General features: G+C 46.5%; 21 protein-coding genes. 16 read left to right on the top strand and 5 right to left on the bottom strand.

What is annotated here, in order from left to right; genetic code table 11:
- The first annotated feature begins 77 nt into the window (after nucleotides 1–77).
- The 16 genes from NQ518_RS08810 (at nucleotide 78) to NQ518_RS08735 (ending at nucleotide 12,761) form a co-directional block, all read left to right on the top strand.
- A complete protein-coding gene (locus NQ518_RS08810; RefSeq protein WP_227962249.1) occupies nucleotides 78–323 on the top strand; it encodes a hypothetical protein in 246 nt (81 codons plus the stop codon).
- On the top strand, nucleotides 232–3,444 hold the full coding sequence (locus NQ518_RS08805) for a hypothetical protein (protein ID WP_227962250.1): 3,213 nt from the start codon (nucleotides 232–234) through the stop codon (nucleotides 3,442–3,444). Before NQ518_RS08810 ends, NQ518_RS08805 begins: the two co-directional genes overlap by 92 nt.
- Nucleotides 3,445–3,552: 108 nt before the next feature.
- Nucleotides 3,553–4,038 (top strand): hypothetical protein, encoded by a 486-nt coding sequence (locus NQ518_RS08800; RefSeq protein WP_260107728.1) that lies wholly within the window; start codon nucleotides 3,553–3,555, stop codon nucleotides 4,036–4,038.
- Nucleotides 4,013–4,411: a DUF1573 domain-containing protein gene (locus NQ518_RS08795; RefSeq protein WP_227206656.1), complete on the top strand. Its 399-nt coding sequence runs from the start codon at nucleotides 4,013–4,015 to the stop codon at nucleotides 4,409–4,411. Before NQ518_RS08800 ends, NQ518_RS08795 begins: the two co-directional genes overlap by 26 nt.
- A 90-nt stretch (nucleotides 4,412–4,501) precedes the next feature.
- On the top strand, nucleotides 4,502–4,927 hold the full coding sequence (locus NQ518_RS08790; RefSeq protein WP_227206658.1) for a hypothetical protein: 426 nt from the start codon (nucleotides 4,502–4,504) through the stop codon (nucleotides 4,925–4,927).
- Nucleotides 4,924–7,140, top strand: a complete 2,217-nt coding sequence (locus NQ518_RS08785) for a fibrobacter succinogenes major paralogous domain-containing protein (protein ID WP_227206660.1) — start codon at nucleotides 4,924–4,926, stop codon at nucleotides 7,138–7,140. The genes NQ518_RS08790 and NQ518_RS08785 overlap by 4 nt, the downstream gene beginning before the upstream one ends.
- A gap of 21 nt (nucleotides 7,141–7,161) precedes the next feature.
- Nucleotides 7,162–8,316, top strand: coding sequence for an OmpA family protein (locus NQ518_RS08780; protein ID WP_227206662.1), 1,155 nt, complete (start codon nucleotides 7,162–7,164; stop codon nucleotides 8,314–8,316).
- A 551-nt stretch (nucleotides 8,317–8,867) separates the two neighbouring features.
- A complete protein-coding gene (locus NQ518_RS08775; RefSeq protein WP_009126113.1) occupies nucleotides 8,868–9,254 on the top strand; it encodes a hypothetical protein in 387 nt (128 codons plus the stop codon).
- 161 nt (nucleotides 9,255–9,415) lie between these two features.
- Nucleotides 9,416–9,631, top strand: coding sequence for a hypothetical protein (locus tag NQ518_RS08770; protein WP_004291535.1), 216 nt, complete (start codon nucleotides 9,416–9,418; stop codon nucleotides 9,629–9,631).
- 11 nt (nucleotides 9,632–9,642) lie between these two features.
- Entirely contained in the window at nucleotides 9,643–9,864 is a 222-nt protein-coding gene (locus tag NQ518_RS08765; RefSeq protein WP_004291534.1) for a hypothetical protein, read from the top strand.
- A 13-nt stretch (nucleotides 9,865–9,877) separates the two neighbouring features.
- Nucleotides 9,878–10,294 (top strand): PcfK-like family protein, encoded by a 417-nt coding sequence (locus NQ518_RS08760; RefSeq protein WP_004291533.1) that lies wholly within the window; start codon nucleotides 9,878–9,880, stop codon nucleotides 10,292–10,294.
- On the top strand, nucleotides 10,291–11,622 hold the full coding sequence (locus tag NQ518_RS08755; protein WP_004291532.1) for a PcfJ domain-containing protein: 1,332 nt from the start codon (nucleotides 10,291–10,293) through the stop codon (nucleotides 11,620–11,622). Before NQ518_RS08760 ends, NQ518_RS08755 begins: the two co-directional genes overlap by 4 nt.
- 24 nt (nucleotides 11,623–11,646) lie before the next feature.
- Nucleotides 11,647–11,904: a hypothetical protein gene (locus tag NQ518_RS08750; RefSeq protein ID WP_004291531.1), complete on the top strand. Its 258-nt coding sequence runs from the start codon at nucleotides 11,647–11,649 to the stop codon at nucleotides 11,902–11,904.
- Nucleotides 11,905–11,923: 19 nt separating this feature from the next.
- The gene (locus NQ518_RS08745; protein ID WP_004304291.1) at nucleotides 11,924–12,157 is read left to right on the top strand and encodes a DUF3873 domain-containing protein; all 234 of its coding nucleotides are present in this window, start codon (nucleotides 11,924–11,926) and stop codon (nucleotides 12,155–12,157) included.
- The gene (locus NQ518_RS08740; protein WP_004291529.1) at nucleotides 12,154–12,399 is read left to right on the top strand and encodes a DUF6956 domain-containing protein; all 246 of its coding nucleotides are present in this window, start codon (nucleotides 12,154–12,156) and stop codon (nucleotides 12,397–12,399) included. The genes NQ518_RS08745 and NQ518_RS08740 overlap by 4 nt, the downstream gene beginning before the upstream one ends.
- 53 nt (nucleotides 12,400–12,452) lie before the next feature.
- Nucleotides 12,453–12,761: a hypothetical protein gene (locus NQ518_RS08735; protein WP_004304290.1), complete on the top strand. Its 309-nt coding sequence runs from the start codon at nucleotides 12,453–12,455 to the stop codon at nucleotides 12,759–12,761.
- Between the two features lie 33 nt (nucleotides 12,762–12,794).
- Here the strand turns inward: NQ518_RS08735 and NQ518_RS13550 are convergent, their stop codons facing one another.
- The 5 genes from NQ518_RS13550 to NQ518_RS08715 all read right to left on the bottom strand — a co-directional run bounded on the left by NQ518_RS13550 (nucleotide 12,795) and on the right by NQ518_RS08715 (nucleotide 15,758).
- Nucleotides 12,795–13,184, bottom strand: a complete 390-nt coding sequence (locus NQ518_RS13550) for a hypothetical protein (protein ID WP_004291527.1) — start codon at nucleotides 13,182–13,184, stop codon at nucleotides 12,795–12,797.
- A 64-nt stretch (nucleotides 13,185–13,248) separates the two neighbouring features.
- Nucleotides 13,249–13,776: a glycoside hydrolase family protein gene (locus NQ518_RS08730; protein ID WP_004291526.1), complete on the bottom strand. Its 528-nt coding sequence runs from the start codon at nucleotides 13,774–13,776 to the stop codon at nucleotides 13,249–13,251.
- Nucleotides 13,773–14,276, bottom strand: coding sequence for a DUF3872 domain-containing protein (locus NQ518_RS08725; protein ID WP_004291525.1), 504 nt, complete (start codon nucleotides 14,274–14,276; stop codon nucleotides 13,773–13,775). The genes NQ518_RS08730 and NQ518_RS08725 overlap by 4 nt, the downstream gene beginning before the upstream one ends.
- Nucleotides 14,273–15,175 (bottom strand): toprim domain-containing protein, encoded by a 903-nt coding sequence (locus tag NQ518_RS08720; protein ID WP_004291524.1) that lies wholly within the window; start codon nucleotides 15,173–15,175, stop codon nucleotides 14,273–14,275. The genes NQ518_RS08725 and NQ518_RS08720 overlap by 4 nt, the downstream gene beginning before the upstream one ends.
- 7 nt (nucleotides 15,176–15,182) lie before the next feature.
- On the bottom strand, nucleotides 15,183–15,758 hold the full coding sequence (locus NQ518_RS08715) for a conjugal transfer protein TraO (RefSeq protein WP_004291523.1): 576 nt from the start codon (nucleotides 15,756–15,758) through the stop codon (nucleotides 15,183–15,185).
- Nucleotide 15,759: the final 1 nt, after the last annotated feature.

Raw genomic sequence — 15,759 nt, 5'->3', positions numbered from 1 at the left:
CTTCTTGACTAGAATCCAATGCAATATTAGCTAGTATATATTTTAATTTTTATTGTTTTATTTAATTTTTATATCGTATGAGAAAGAAAATCTTAAGTACGCTGCTGATGGGAGCCTTAGTTACGGCTTCTATGAGTACGTTTACATCTTGTAAGGATTACGATGATGACATCAATAATTTGCAGACGCAGATTGATGCATTGACTCCGCTCAAGACTGTTAAAGACAGAGTTGCAGACCGAGATTGCCAACTTGCAGAAGCAGTTGGAAGCCAAGGATGCACAACTGCAAGAGGCTATTACCAAGCTGCAAACAGCTGGTGAAGCTCAAGCAAAACAGATTACCGAAAAGGTTACCAAGCTTGCTGCTGATGTATCTGGCTTGGAGGCTCGTGTAAAGACTGCCGAAGAAGCTTTGTCAAAAGTTAACAAGGCTTTGGAAGGCAAGGCAAGTAAGGATGAGCTGAAAGAGTTGGCTGGTAAGGTAGCTGCTGTAGAAAGTAGTCTTGTGGAGCCTTTGAAGCAAATCAAAGATCTGAAGGCTGGTCTTGACGATGTGAAGACAGCTCAAAACGGCCTTAAAGCTGACATCGATGAGCAGAAGGATGCTCTTGAAGGTTACAAGACTCGTTTAGAGGCTCTTGAGAAGCAAGGCTTGTCAGAAGCTGACATCAAGAAGATCTATGACAAGATTGAAGAGGCTAAGAAAGCTTTGGATAAGAAATTGTCTGAAGAAATCTCACAGCTCAAGGCAGATGCTAAGGCATTGTCTGATAGAGTTGACGAGGTAAACAAGAACATTAACGTGTTGAATGTGTTGTTGCCAACCGAACTGCGCAGCATCGTATTCGCTCCAGATTCATACTATTATGGTATTGAGGCTACGAAGATTCAAACCTTGAAGTACGACGCTTACACATTGCCTGCTGCTGTATGGAATGTGAAAGAGACTAAGGGTTACGACAAGGCTGAGCGTTACGACAAGAAGCCAGGTTCAAGCGTACTTGCTTTTGTAGCAAACTACCACATGAATCCATCTACTGCTGTATTGGACAAAGCTACTGCTAAGGTTAATGTGCTCTCTGGTGATAAGGAGTATGAGAATACTCGTGCTGCCGATGCTGGTTTGTCCGTTGCTGACTGGAAGGTAGAGAATGGCATGCTACAGGTTAATCTGGATGTAACAAAACCTGAGGAGATTAAGTCTGTCAAAGAAAACCAGATGGTTACTGTTTTCGCAACACAGGTAACACTTCCTGGCGTAACCTTGAACAAGAATAATGAAGTGGCAGAAAGAACCATTACTTCTGATTATGCCACCTTGTATGCAGAGTCAATTACGAACTTGAAGTTGGCACACCGCGCTGGCGACGACGTTCCTTTCTTAAACGTTGAGAGCGAACACAAGTCTGTATTAGGCGGTCCTGACAAAGACCACAAACACCACCAGCTGTTGATGCAGCATGTGTTTGAAGCTGCTAGAAGCGGAAAGTTCGGTCCTCAGGATTCTGTTAACTTCAACGAGACTTTGGATCTCCGCAAGCTTGTTGAGGTTCATTACACCAATGCTAAGGGTGTGAATCGACTGATGACAGCCAAGGAGCTGGAAGCTAATGGAATGAAGTATAAGTTCGAGATTACCGCACTTTACTTAGGATCTAACGAGACTTCTGAGTCTGCTCACGCAGCCATCAATCCTAAAGACGGTTACACATTCCGTCCACAGATGCCTGAGTATGACAAGGCTCATGTAGGAAAACAACAGGCTTACGGTGCTACACAGGCTCGTCCTACCATTGGCCGTACACCTTTAGTACGTGTATCTTTGGTTGACAAGAAGGGCAACGTGCTTGACTATGGTTACATCCGTATCAAGATTACTGAGAAGAAGGATCCTGCTGTCATTGTTCCTGACGAGCATATTGATTATCAAGGTCCTGACTACAACTACTCTTACAATGGAGAGTGCGTAGATCCAGCTACAGAATGGAAGTACGAAACCAAGTGGATCCAGACAGAATATGACCTGTATCACATGCTGGGCATCACTCGTGAAGAATTCGAGGCTAACTATGGTACTTCTCCAGTAGAGAATAGTGATGGCGTTTTGCAGCAGTATAAGATGAGTGCCAATGGCAAGACATTTGAGAAGATGAAAGAACCTATCGGACTGGCTTATACAAGAAACGAAACTTCTGCTGAGGACGGAACTCTGACCAGTATCTTAGGTTGGAAGTTAACTCCTGCTGAGGCTAAGAAACTCTTCGTTACCGATAAGAACGAAAATGTAGAAATTGCTGTGAAGTACGAGTCTAAGGATAGAGTTAAGTATCCTGATGTATTCGTTACTTTCAAGACTGGCAAGCGCATTGGTACTGACTCTACTCCTGCCGGCCAGGTATTGTGGGCTAATAATATCATTTCTAACTACTGGTATAAAGCCAATACATCTAAGGCTGGTACAGACGAGATTCATACTAACACACTGACACCTGAGGATAATCCTGGCGGTACTGCCGACAAGATGGAGAACACCTTCGGTGATGTATTCAAGGGCAATAAGATTGCGGCTTCTGCTTTGATCAAGGTTACTAAAGACCTTACTCAGAATAAGGAATATGCAGCTGGTAAGTTGAAACTCAATGTTGTATTCGACGCTTCTAACGATGGCAAGGAATACAAGGGTATCGACGGCAAGACTTATGTTATGTCAGTTGCTGATAAGGGTAAGACCTTGAATGCTCAGATTAAGGGTAATCAGGCTAAGCAAGCTGTTGCTAAACTTACTAGTCCTGAGGATCCAAGTGAGACCAAGATTGCTTACCAGCATGGTGAGTATGCTCATGCTTTGCTGAACTACAAGGATCACAACTCATTGGCAAACGACGTAGTGAAGGCTATCATCGGTATTATTGCTCAGAATGAATGTGCTAAGGAATTACCTCTGACGAACAATACGTTTGACGTTCGCTTCCTCCGTCCAATTAATGCTGTGAATGCGAATAAGACTATTGAAGATGCAAGTTATGTAGCCATGCAGAAGATCAAGGCAACAGACCTCTTGAAGTTCACCGACTGGCGTGATGCTTGGAACAAAAACCAAGCTGCTGGTATCGGTGGTGAATATGAGAAGTACTATGGAGTTCAAGGCGTAACAATCGAGGGTATTAAGGACGGTGAGTCTATTAGTCTCAATCCTAATGTAATGACCAACTTGGGTCAAAGCAATCCTAAGACGTTCGTTGCTCTGGGTGATGTTACTAAGAATATTGACTTCGTTTATACTTCAGCAGACGGTGGTACATTGACCTATAAGAACTTGAGTACTACTGTTCAGGAATTCCAGATTAAGATTCCTGTAACCGTGAAGTACATCTGGGGTTATATCACAGAGAACGTAACTGTTACTGTGAAGAAGACTGCTAGTAACGCTAAAAAGTTCTAATCCTAGATTAGATTAACATACTTGAAGGGGAGGGGTAATTTACTCCTTCCCTTTTTTTCTTAATTTGACTTTATGAAAATCAAAATATTAACAATATGCATGCTTTGCATGGCATTGACATTTGCAGGATGTAAGTCTGGTAAGAAGAAAGATCCATTGCGATCCGAGTATCTCAAACCGGCCTCGATTGATTATTCTAGCAAAGACTCGTCTGAGATCAAAAGCCTTGTAGACAACTATGTGGAAAATTTCAAAAACAAGAATTTCCGCGTAACATCTAGCATGCTGTATACCCTACGTAACGACAGCGTTCTGCCTTTGTCAGAAGAAACCAAGCAAAAATATATTGATGTCTATTCGCACATGCCGATATATGATTGCGCTGTCAAAGGCATGATTTTGCGTAGTGACAAGAACAATGAGGTGCAAGTAGCTGTACAAATTACCCCGGATGGCAATATCGATGCTGAAAAAGGTATTACTACATTTTGTTTGAACCCGGTTTTGAAGGATGGCAAATGGTATCTTACATTACTTGACGAATATGCTGAGGGTGTCGAAAGCGTTTATGATAAATATAAGGAAAACCAGTAACCTGTTGCTGTGGGTGTTGCTCATGGTTAGCTGCGCAACACTGTCGTGTGCGAAAGAAGCACCAAAGCTGAAACTGGCTACGCTGCAATATAATTTGGGCAATCTTGATGCTAAACATCGTGTGCAGACCATCTTCGCTGATTTCACTAATCAAGGTAGCGGTGAGTTGGTGATTACCGATGTAAAGACTGATTGCGACTGCACCACGGTGCAATATCCTAAAGGTGCATATAAACGTCACATGGGTGACAAAATAAAAATTAGAGTAGATTTAACTCCGTTCTTTCCCGGACCGATTTTGAAAAAGGTTGCCGTCTATGTAAATGACCAACCTAAACCGGTTGTCATAACCATTAAGGGAAATGTAATATGAACGGAGTAACTGATAAATGAAATATTGATGAGACGATCAAGAATTATAATCATTTTATCACTGTTGTTGTGTATGTTTTATACAACTTCCATGGCAAGCAACGAAGGTGATGTACTGATGGTTCAGATGAAGTCGGGCGATTTGTATAAGTTTCATCTGTCGGAACGTCCAGTCGTAACTTTCTATCCAGATGGAATTAAGATTGTTTCGTCTGACTTTAGTGCCGAGTACAATGATGTGCAAGAAATTTATTTTGAAGAATATACGACCGACGTTTCCTTACCAATCGATAATCAAGCAAAAACAGTATCTTTTACCTATCTTGATGGGCAGACGGTACAAATAGATGGACTCAAAGACCATGCGACCATTCGCGTGTATGCTTTGGACGGCAAGAGTATGCCACTTCACGTGGATCAGCAATCCAATTGTGTTAAACTGAGCTTGGCAGCTTATCCTAAAGGCATTTACGTTATCCGTTGTAACAAACTTTCATTCAAAGTAACCAAACGATGAAACAAAGAATACTAACTATATTATTGCTTTTCGCCACATTCTTTCAGGTGCAGGCCCAGCAGAAGGTTTATGTACACACACTTGACAAGACCTTTGACTGGTTTACCTGGGAGGTGGACAGCATCACATTCAAGGAGGCTGACCCACTTGTCCTTCCCGCAACAGCGAAGCCTGTTGACTTAGGCCTTTCAGTGCAATGGGCCGACTTCAATCTGGGTGCCACCACCGACACCGAATCTGGTCTTTTGGTAGGATGGGGTGACGTGACAGGTACCAACAGGTCGGTCAATCTGAAATACTTCCCCGTTGAGCATCCGCTGGGCAATATCATTATGAGTAAGTATGACATTGCCAAGCAGAAGTGGGGCGACCTATGGCGATTGCCATCAACAGACGAAATACAAGAGTTGGTAGACCATTGTACCTGGACGTGGACCACTAAGAATGGCGTATCTGGCTATCAAGTTGCCAGTCAAAAGCCAGGAAACACCAATTCCATTTTCATCCCTGTCACGGGTTCACGTACTGGAGCCATTATGGCCGAGGAAGGCGTTGCTGGTTACTATTGGTCGGGTATCTTGGACACCGATAAGACCAGTGCTGTTGCCTTGAAATTTACAGATGCCGACAAGCTGCAAACTGCCTTGAAACGTTTCATTGGCTGTAGCATCCGACCCGTCTATGGCAAATATGTACAAGCTGTATATGCTGTAACCGCTCCAGCTACAGAGGTAACCTATCAAACTGCTAATGTTAACGTTTCTCTTTCAGGGGGTATTGACCAGGTAAAAGAGTATGGTGTTTGCTATGCTAAGAATCCTGTTGATTTAGATCCCATTAAAGGGCCTAAAGTTTCAGATACAACCTTACCTCAAGGAAATACCAAAACGTTCGTCCTCACAGGTTTATCTCAGCGTACTACCTATTATTATCAAGCTTATGCTTTAGTTGGGAGTGATTACGTTTATGGAGAAAAGTTACAATTTACCACACAGCCCAAATTCCCAGAGCCCGAGATTGTAGACTTGGGTTTGTCGGTGAAATGGGCAAAGTGGAACATGGGCGCCAAGACCGAGGCCGATTATGGAGGTTACTTTGGCTGGGGCGATCCAACGGGCGAGTTGTTCTCGAATGATGTTACCGACTATGCCAAAGGATTGACCACAAAAGATATTGGTGGAACCAAGTATGACATTGCCCGTGCGCAGTGGGGTGGCAAGTGGCGACTGCCTACAACTAAGGAGTTGAAGGAATTAGAGAAATGCACTTGGTCGTTCACTTCAAATTACAACGATAAGGGCATTGCGGGTTGGATTGTTTCCAATAATGGCAAACAATTATTCTTCCCACGTGCAGGCTGGAGACGGTCTGATAATTCATCTCACGGCATCAGTAAAGATGCCTATTATTGGTCGTCAGAGTTAGCTGACAACAACCCAAACGCAGCCAAGTATGCTCAGCTGTTAGGAAAGAATTTTGTAGAAATAGAGGTGAGTTTGAAGACTATCCTCATACCTGTCCGTGCCATTTATGACGAACCGGGCGAAAACTACACACCTGATCCGACGCCTGATCCTGGTACCGATCCGACACCTGATCCCGGTACTGACCCTGACCCTAAACCTGAGCCACCATCATCTACGGCTGGAAAGGCTGTTGATTTGGGTCTGTCTGTCATGTGGGCCGACCGTAATATAGGTGCCAGCAAGGCATCAGATGCCGGTCAGTATTTCGCTTGGGCCGAAATCAAAGATAAGGCCGAGTATACCAAGCAAAGTTATACCTCCGGATACGATACTTCGACCGGAATGTTTACCGACTCCGTTTCCGTGAACCACATTGCGGGGAGCAAGTTTGATGCTGCCCGTGTTTTGTGGGGCGGAACATGGCGATTGCCTACCGATGATGAGGTGGATGAGTTGAGGAACAATTGCAAGTTGGAGTGGACTTTCCAGAATGGAGTTCCCGGTTATCTAGTTACGAGTGAGAAAAATGCCAAGAACCAAATCTTCCTGCCTGCTGCTGGATTTAACAATGGAACTTCTGTTGCTGGCGACGGATCGTTCGCAAAGTACTGGACAGACCGTCTCTACACCTACAAAGATGACACCAAGGCCAAAGCTTATGCCCTGTCTTTGGCTAAAAGCAGTTTCTACTCCGACAAAATGGCTAGGGAATACGGAGCCTTAATTAGGCCTGTGATGAATTATTAATTTTATCTAAATACAGTAATTATGAAGAAGTTTAAGAAAACTTTCATGGCTGTTGCTCTGTTGTCTATGAGCGTAGCCACCGCATTTGCGCAAGCAACTTACACAGATGCTGAAAACAACGAGTATCAGTTTAAGAAACATGCATTCCTGAATCTTCAGGGAGGTGCACAGTACACACTTGGCGAAGCTAAATTCGACAAATTGATTTCGCCCAATGTACAGTTTGGTATTGGCTATCAGTTCTCTCCAGCTTTTGCTATTCGTTTGCAGGCCAATGGCTGGCAAAGCAAAGGTGGATGGAACGGTTATGAGTTGGCACGTACCGGTAATCCTTATACCGCTGATTACAAATTCAACTACGTTGCTCCAGGATTGGATTTGATGTTCAATCTGTCCAATTTGTTCTGTGGTTGGAATCCTAATCGCGTCTTCAACGTAACAGCTTTCTTAGGTGGCGGTGCTAACATTGCATGGAAAAACGATGAGGTGAATACCATTGCAGCTACCTTGAAGAAACTTGATGATTATCAGTTGCAAAACCTGTGGGATGGCACTAAGGTTCGTCCCTTCGGACGTGGTGGTGTTGAGCTGGCTTTCCGCTTGGGTGATGCAGTTAGCTTCTTGGTAGAAGGTAATGCCAATATCCTCAGCGATAAGTACAATTCTAAGAAAGCTGACAATCCTGACTGGTACTTCAATGCTTTGGCTGGATTCCGCATCAACTTGGGCAAGACTTATAAGAAGACAGAGCCTATGCCTGAACCAGAGCCAGTTGTTGAAGAGCATGTTGCTCCAGCGCCTGCCCCAGCTCCAGCTCCTGAGGTAAAGGAAGAGGTTGTTGAAGAAAAGGTAGAGCCTTTCCGTCGTGATGTGTTCTTCTTGATCAATTCTGCCAAGATTCGTGCTACAGAAGCAAACAAGATCAAGGAAATGGTTGACTACCTCAATGCCAACCCCAATACAAAGGTATCTGTTACGGGTTATGCTGATGCCGGTACGGGTAACAATCGCATCAACGATCGTTTAGGTCGTCTTCGTGCTCAGATTGTCGTAAAGACCCTGAAAGAGAAATATAACATTGCAGCCGACCGAATCATCTCTGATTCGAAGGGTGCTCGCGTGCAGCCATTCGCACAGAACAATAAGAACCGTGTGACCATCTGTATTGCCGAGTAAAGCAGTCTATTAGTCGTAAACACAAAAGGGAGAGTCTTTTCAAGGCTCTCCCTTTCGTTATTCAATAATTATGTGTAAATTTGCATCGAGAAGTTACGAAAAGAGTGTAATTTATTGGAAATGAGCGTAGGTTAATTGCTCTTGATAGTAATAGGTTACGATTTAGTTAGTTATCTACTGCATTATCCTTCTGCGCGTTGCGTAACCTTCAAAGAACTCTTCGTATGCAAAAGTAGCTATTTAATTCGAGATTTTGATATAAACTCCCGTTTTTTATCCCCTCATTCATAAGAATTTTCCGTAAAAGCGGTATTGTCCGTCGGCACACCATTGCCCAAAACGAGTTTGGAACAAACGTGTGCCGACTACCGCATAGCTGGAGAAAAGGGCATTGCCTCACGCCTAAACGATGTTTAGACAGATGAAGCAATGCCCCTTTCTTTTGCGCCTATGCCAAGAGGTGCTTTTACGGGTTTTCAAATGATTTTTCTTTTTTCGCTGTCTCTTTTGCCGGAAGCGGAAAGTGAATGCAGAGTGTGTCAGCCTGCCCCATGAATGAAACAGGCGCCCACACACAGCCGGACAAACCGGGAAGAATGATTGTTGCCACCCGGCTGAACAAGTTCCGTCGGATCGGAAACAATCATACTTCCTTTGTTGTGGTTTGCCCTTTTCACGCTTCCGGTGATGTCTTTTTCCTTTTGGTGATTCTTTTTTTTACGGATTTTCCCCTGAAGTTTTTTTCTACACAATCTGCCTCTGTTTTCGTTTACCTCCATTTTGCGCCTTTCAGTAAGCCGCATCAGTCAGTCATTTTCGTTCTGGGCGCAAAGGTAATTCCGGGATTGGACGGGAAAGCAAGGTCAAGCCTCCTGTTTTCGGTAAAAATCTCCAGCCCTGCGGGTAGTATTTTGACCGAAAAACCTTGCATTCCCTAATCCCTACCTTTTCAAGCACCCGAAACGAAAACGACCGATGCGACAGAAAGACGCATAAAAAAAATGTCGGATAAACGAGAGGCAGATAAGATAGTTTGAAACTCAACTCCCTCAGCTCTTGAATCCGCATTAAAAACAAAAAAATCAAAAACAGCGAAGATATGACGGCAACGGCAAATTTCAGACAAATGGCGCAACACATCGGGTTGGCGATATGCGGCTTGATGATGCGCACCGCCTTCGGGGTGTTCGGCATCCTTTGGGGCATCATCAGAGAGATTGTAAACGGAGTGTTCCGAGTGGCGATAGGTGTAATCGTGGCTATCCTTTCCACCATTGCCTTCTTTGGCTTCATCCTTTGGTTATTCACCCTTTAACCCTTACCGACATGGCAAAAAGAAACAGCAAGACGGCAGCGCAGCAGTGCAGATATTACGAGGTGGACAACATCTTCGTGTATATGGTGGAAACGTACATCAACGGCAATTTTGAAACTTTCCGAAGATTGTACCACGAACTGAACAAGGACGCACGGAGGGATTTCATGGACTTCCTTCTCAGCGAGGTAGAGCCGACCTATTGGAGAGAGATACTGAAACAGATAATCTAAAAATGACAGCGATATGAAAGGAACAGACCATTTCAAGAGAACGATATATATGTACTTGGAACAGCGTGCGGAGGAAGATGCGCTATTTGCAAAGAAGTACCGCAACCCTGCCAAGAACATGGACGAGTGCGTGACCCACATTCTGAACTATGTGCAGAAAAGCGGTTGCAACGGTTTCACGGACGGAGAGATATTCGGGCAAGCCATCCACTACTATGAGGAAAACGAGATAGAGGTGGGCAAACCGATGGACTGCCAAGTGGTTGTGAACCACGTTGTGAAACTCACGGCAGAGGAAAAGGCGGAGGCACGTCAGAACGCTGTCCGCAAATACCAAGAGGAGGAACTCCGCAAGTTGCAGAACCGCCACAGACCGTCAGCGAGAAAAGAAAACCAACCCCAACCCTCATTATTTGATTTAGGCTTATGAAACCGAAGACCAAGATACAGAAAGAGGTGGCAAGACTTTCCGCCAACCTTCGCCCCATATCAGCGACACAAATAGATTGGGCATACCGCCACTGCGTTGAGCATATCGGCTACCGCACCAAGAAAGGGAACATCACCTGTTCCGACTGCGGTCACGAGTGGCACAGCGACAGCGGACTATGCGACACCCTTGAAGGCTGCACCTGCCCCAAATGCCATGCCGAACTCAAAGTGCAGGACACACGCAGACGCATCTACAAGGAAACGCAGAATTTCAGCGTGATAACCACCTGCAAAGGGTATCAGGTAATCCGCGTGGCGCAGGTCAGATGCGAGAGCAGGAAAGGCGAACCGATGCGTTTCTACTGCCACGAGGTCGTGCAGCGTTGGATTTCACCCGACGGCAAGGTTACGGACATGGCGTTGCTCCGTGGCTTCCTTTTCTGCTATTGCGATGTGTGGGCATTAGGCAGCGATATGGAGGTAAGACCGCACAACAGCCTATACGATGATGTGGTGGCAAGAAGCTGTGCATATCCAAAGATGAGGATATTGCCCCAACTCAGACGTAACGGCTTCAAGGGCGATTTCCACGGCATCTCCCCCGTGCGTCTTTTCAAAGCCTTGCTTTCAGACCCAAGAATTGAAACCCTTATGAAAGGCGGTGAGATTGAGGTCATGAAACACTTTCTTTTCAATACCCGTACTGCCGATGAATGTTGGGCATCATATCTGATTGCCAAGCGTCACAAGTATCAGATAGACAACCTCTCAATGTGGTGCGACTATCTGCGTATGCTCAAAAAACTCGGTCAAGACCTCCGTAACCCGAAGAACATCTGTCCCGAAGATTTCATGGCGGCACACGACAACGCAACCCGAAAAATTGAAGCCATACACGAGAAGGAAAGAGCCGCAGAGCAACGCCGTTGGGAGATTGAAAGGCGTGAGCGTGAGCAACAGCGACAACTCCAACGAAAGAAAGATGCGGAGGATTTCATCGCCAACAAATCCAAATTCTTCGGCTTGGTAATCACGGACGAGGAAATAATCGTCAAGGTGCTTGAAAGCATAGACGAGTATTACAACGAGGGCAAGACGCAGGGCATCTGCGTGTTTGGCAGTGGATACTACAAGAAAGCCGACACCCTCATACTATCGGCAAGGATTGGCGATGAGATTATTGAAACCGTAGAGGTGGACTTGCGAACCCTCGAAGTGGTGCAGTGCCACGGCAAGCACAACCAGGACACCGAATATCACGAGCGCATCATAGACCTTGTGAACAAGAACGCCAACCTTATCCGTGAGCGGATGAAAGCGGCATAGCATAACCCCTAAAACAACATTGATATGGAAGTAAGAATTGAAAGTATGATTTGTGTGTGGGATGATGCAATCCCCACGATGTTCCTTGAATTTGTGAACCTCCTCACTCTCACAACGAGTGAGGGGGAATTGAGAAAGAGCGTAAAGGAGTTTGCCGAGAAGCACGAACTTGACAAGTTTTTCCTTTACGGCTTCGGCTCACACCATTTCTACCTGCACCAACGCTACACAAGCAACCCCGAAATGGTGATGAAGAACAGAGTTCTGTCAGTACATTTTTAACCATCTAAAAAGCAACATTATGACAACACGAATGACCATCAACGGAGTAAGCACCTGCGCGGAAGCAGGTACGGAGAAATACGAGCGTTTCCAATCGGGTATCGGAAGACGCAGGCGGACACTTGTGCAGTACGACTACCGCCACCCCATAGACAGAGAATTGTTCTCTTGTGTCAAACCCACGTTGGACGAGTGCCGAGCCGCACGGGACAAGTGGCTGAACGCAAAGAAGGGAAAGGAGGACAGACTATGAACACGACCTATCAAACGCTGATAGTCAAGTTCAGCGAACCTATCACGGCATTGGACGGTATCTTTGACGATACCGGAGCGTGGGGAACGGACACCCTCAAGGGGTGGATAGATGATTACGAAAGCACACGTTTCACCGCCACCGACAGCCATACGGCAGTCATCACGAGCGAGTACAATATGGAATGTGTGAAAGAGTGGCTACAACGGCAGACCCCCATTTCCGAAATGCGAGAATTTTGAACGGGATGGCGGTGTCCGCACCGCCAATACTTAAAACCCTAAAAACAAAAGATATGATAGCCAAGACGATATTACAGCAGATAGGCGGAAAACGCTTCACCGCCATGACAGGTAGCCGTGATTTCATAGATATGGGCAACGGCTTACGGATGAGCCTTGCAAGGAACAAAACAAGTGCCAACCGCCTTGACATCATCTATGACGAAGGGGCAGACCTCTACAATATGCGCTTCTACCGCAGGACGTTCAGCAAAAAGACCTTTGAGTGCAAGACAAAGGACATTGCCGTACACGAGGGTATCTATTTTGATATGCTGGAGGAAATGTTCACGATGGTGACGGGACTTTACACACGCTTTTGAGTGGCGGGGCGGCGAGAGCCGCCCTACTTTCTTTCAGTGAGCATGATGGCGGACAAAGAAAGTAGCAAAGAAACCTTTGTCCAATCTGCGATAACTAAAAAATCCGCAAGTAAAACTTGCGGAGGCTATATATTGGGTCGTTATTTTTTGGTGGAGGGGAATGATAATCTCGAACCGTTGAACTACACATTTCTGCTTCGTCTCCATTTCCCCCAACGATTTGATACGTTCAATCATTTTTGTTGTTCCTTTCTGAATTTTCCTAAATACTTTCTTCATAATTTCGCTATACTTTTTATGGTTAATAACTATGTTTTGTATTGCTCTCACAACACTTACAACTTGAAGTGTTATTTGGAAACCGATAGGCAAAAATGGCTCAACGATGTCAATTAACGAGAAAATCCTACGATAATCTATCAAGTGATAGAGCAAAAGACGTGCCAAGTTAAATATGGCACGTCTTTTGCCAGTTTTGTCAGTCCTTTTATGGGATATACAACAGCGCAAACTCCGCCTTTCTCCGTTTGAGCAGCATGGCGTGGCGTTTTCCTTTGTAGTTGCAGAAGGCTATATACTCACGGTAGATGTTCCTGTCACCAGCTTCCAGCTTCTTGATTAAGGTGCTTTTGGGGATTGTTTTGCTGCCTAACAGCTTCGCCGGTCCCACATTGTAAGCTAACGTGCCAAGCAAAATCGAATCAACCCCGAATTTACGGAACATGGCGACAAATTTGCGCAGGTCTTTCCGCAAAAGTTCATCCGCATCCCGTTTTGTCATGGTTCGTGCCGAATACTTCTCGTTTGGCAAAAGTTTGTGACCCCAACCGACGTATGGGTAGTGTTTTTCTGAGTGCCAGCCTTCAAAGTAGCGGCAGCATAAAAAAGCACGTTCCATAAGCGGCAGTCGGTAGATTGCCGCCTGCCCGTCCGTTCCCTCTTGGCGGCTGATCTGCGCGGACACAGAACAGACCGTCAGAAGTGAACAGAGCATTGTCATGAATACACGCATCATTTCAACAAGGGGCTGAAGTTGCCGATGGGAACGATGGTAAGATCGTCGTCCTTTACATTCCTGTTGTTGAAGTCAAATTCCAGTTCGTAGGAGTTGCTAAAGTTATCCTCCACCACCACGATGAAATTATGCGCCTCATCACCCGCCGCCGTGTAGTACAGGCGGAATTTTTCGTTCTCCAGCAGGTAGCGGTCGTTAGGCAGGAAGGTGATGCCGTTATCCATTTTGAGCGAGCCTTCCCCCTCGAACTGGAAATAGCGGATGGTATAGAGCGTACCCGAAAAGTCGCCCTCCTTTTTCAGTTCACAGCGGATTTCCACTGTCTGCCCCTTTACTACCTTGTTCGGCACGGGCATGACCTCCACCGTGAAGGGATAGGACTGCTGGATGTCCATGTCATCGTCACATGACACGAGGGTGAATGACATGGCGGCTATCAGGCATAACGCCACTGCCTTGAATATTGATGTTCTCTTGTTTCTGTTGTTCAGTATGTTCATTGTTCTTCGATTTTTAGATGGTTGTTTTTCTGTTTTTTCGTTGTCAGTTGCAGGTACTCGTTCAAGTCCTTGCAACCGTCATAGAGGGAGGAACGGTCGGTGACACGTTCCCCGTATCGCATGGTAAGTGCGGCAAGCGTCCGCCGTCCGGCTTCGTCACGGTCGAGGAAGCAGCCGATGCGCCCGTATCCGTCCAGCAATCCCGCCGCCTTCTCCACGTTGGCGACTGAGTTCAGCACAAGACAGTCAGCGTTACCGGTTACACCAAGCGTCACGGCAGAGAGAAAGTCCATGAAGCCCTCGAACACGAGGCACTCGTCAGCCGGGATGTCATTCGCCTTTACCAGTGATACAGACTTCGGAGGTATGCAACCCTTGAAATATCGGCTTCTGACTTCATAGCCACCTGCCATGTTCGGAAAGCCAACGGCAAAATACCGTTTCCCACGCACACCGTAGTTCAAGCGGCAGCAGTGACGGGATGCGATGGCGTAAGGGATGCCCCGTTCCTCTAAATACTCCGTCAGCAGTGAGCGGAGCAGCGGAGCGACCTCCACATCCTCAAAAACGGATTCGGTCGGCTTCGAGAGATAGACGGGCTTTTCCCATCCGGCAACCGTCATATTGGCGGCTTCCGCTATGAACTTCGCTTGCTTCATGAAGTCATCGCTTTGCAGAAACTCCCCGGCAAGCGTGAAGATGTCGCCGCCCTTGCCCAAACCGAAGTCGTACCAGAGCTGTTTCGCCACGTTCACACGGAAAGAGGATGTGCGCTCGCCCCTGTACGGGGCAAGATACCACAGCTCGTTACCGCTCCTTCTGACAGGCTCATGCCCCAGCCGTGCGAGAAAATCCGCAAGCGGCATCCTTCTGACAGCATCTATTTCCGTCCTTTCCATGCCCGTGTCAGTTGATGATGAACTTGATACCGACCCCGAACTGCGTGTGGAACTTCCGTGTGTCGCCACCCCAAAGGCAACGCTCCCGCAGGTTGGCAAGCAGGGCGATACGGTCTGCCACGTAACACTCCACATCGAGCGTCAGCGCACCGCCGTAGATGAAGGCGTCCCGGTCGTGCAGCGTGGAGCCGTCATGCAGCACCTTCTTCCCCCAATTTACCGCCTCATATCCGGCGAGAGCCGAAGCCCCGGCATAGACGAAAACAATCTTTCGGGCGTCCGACAGTATCTTGAAGTAATAGCCGCCCTCCGCCGTGAACTGCGCCACGGGTATCTTGGTGTCCTTGTAGGGATTGTTCTTCAACAGGTATTCGCCACCGAACACCCACTTGTTCCCCTTCTTCGTGTAGGTGGAGAGAGCCGCCCCGAAGCTGTACCCGCCGTCCTTGCCGCCGAGATTGAAGCCGTCCGCCATGTCCGCCCTCACCTCGATGCCCTGCATCTTCGGCAGACACCGCTGGGCGTGCGCCTGCCCTGTAAAAAGGGCAAGCGACGCGATGATTATTGCGATGTACTTTCTCATG

This window comes from Hoylesella buccalis ATCC 35310, assembly GCF_025151385.1.
Taxonomy (GTDB): domain Bacteria; phylum Bacteroidota; class Bacteroidia; order Bacteroidales; family Bacteroidaceae; genus Prevotella; species Prevotella buccalis.
This window is presented reverse-complemented; position numbering and strand designations above follow the sequence as displayed.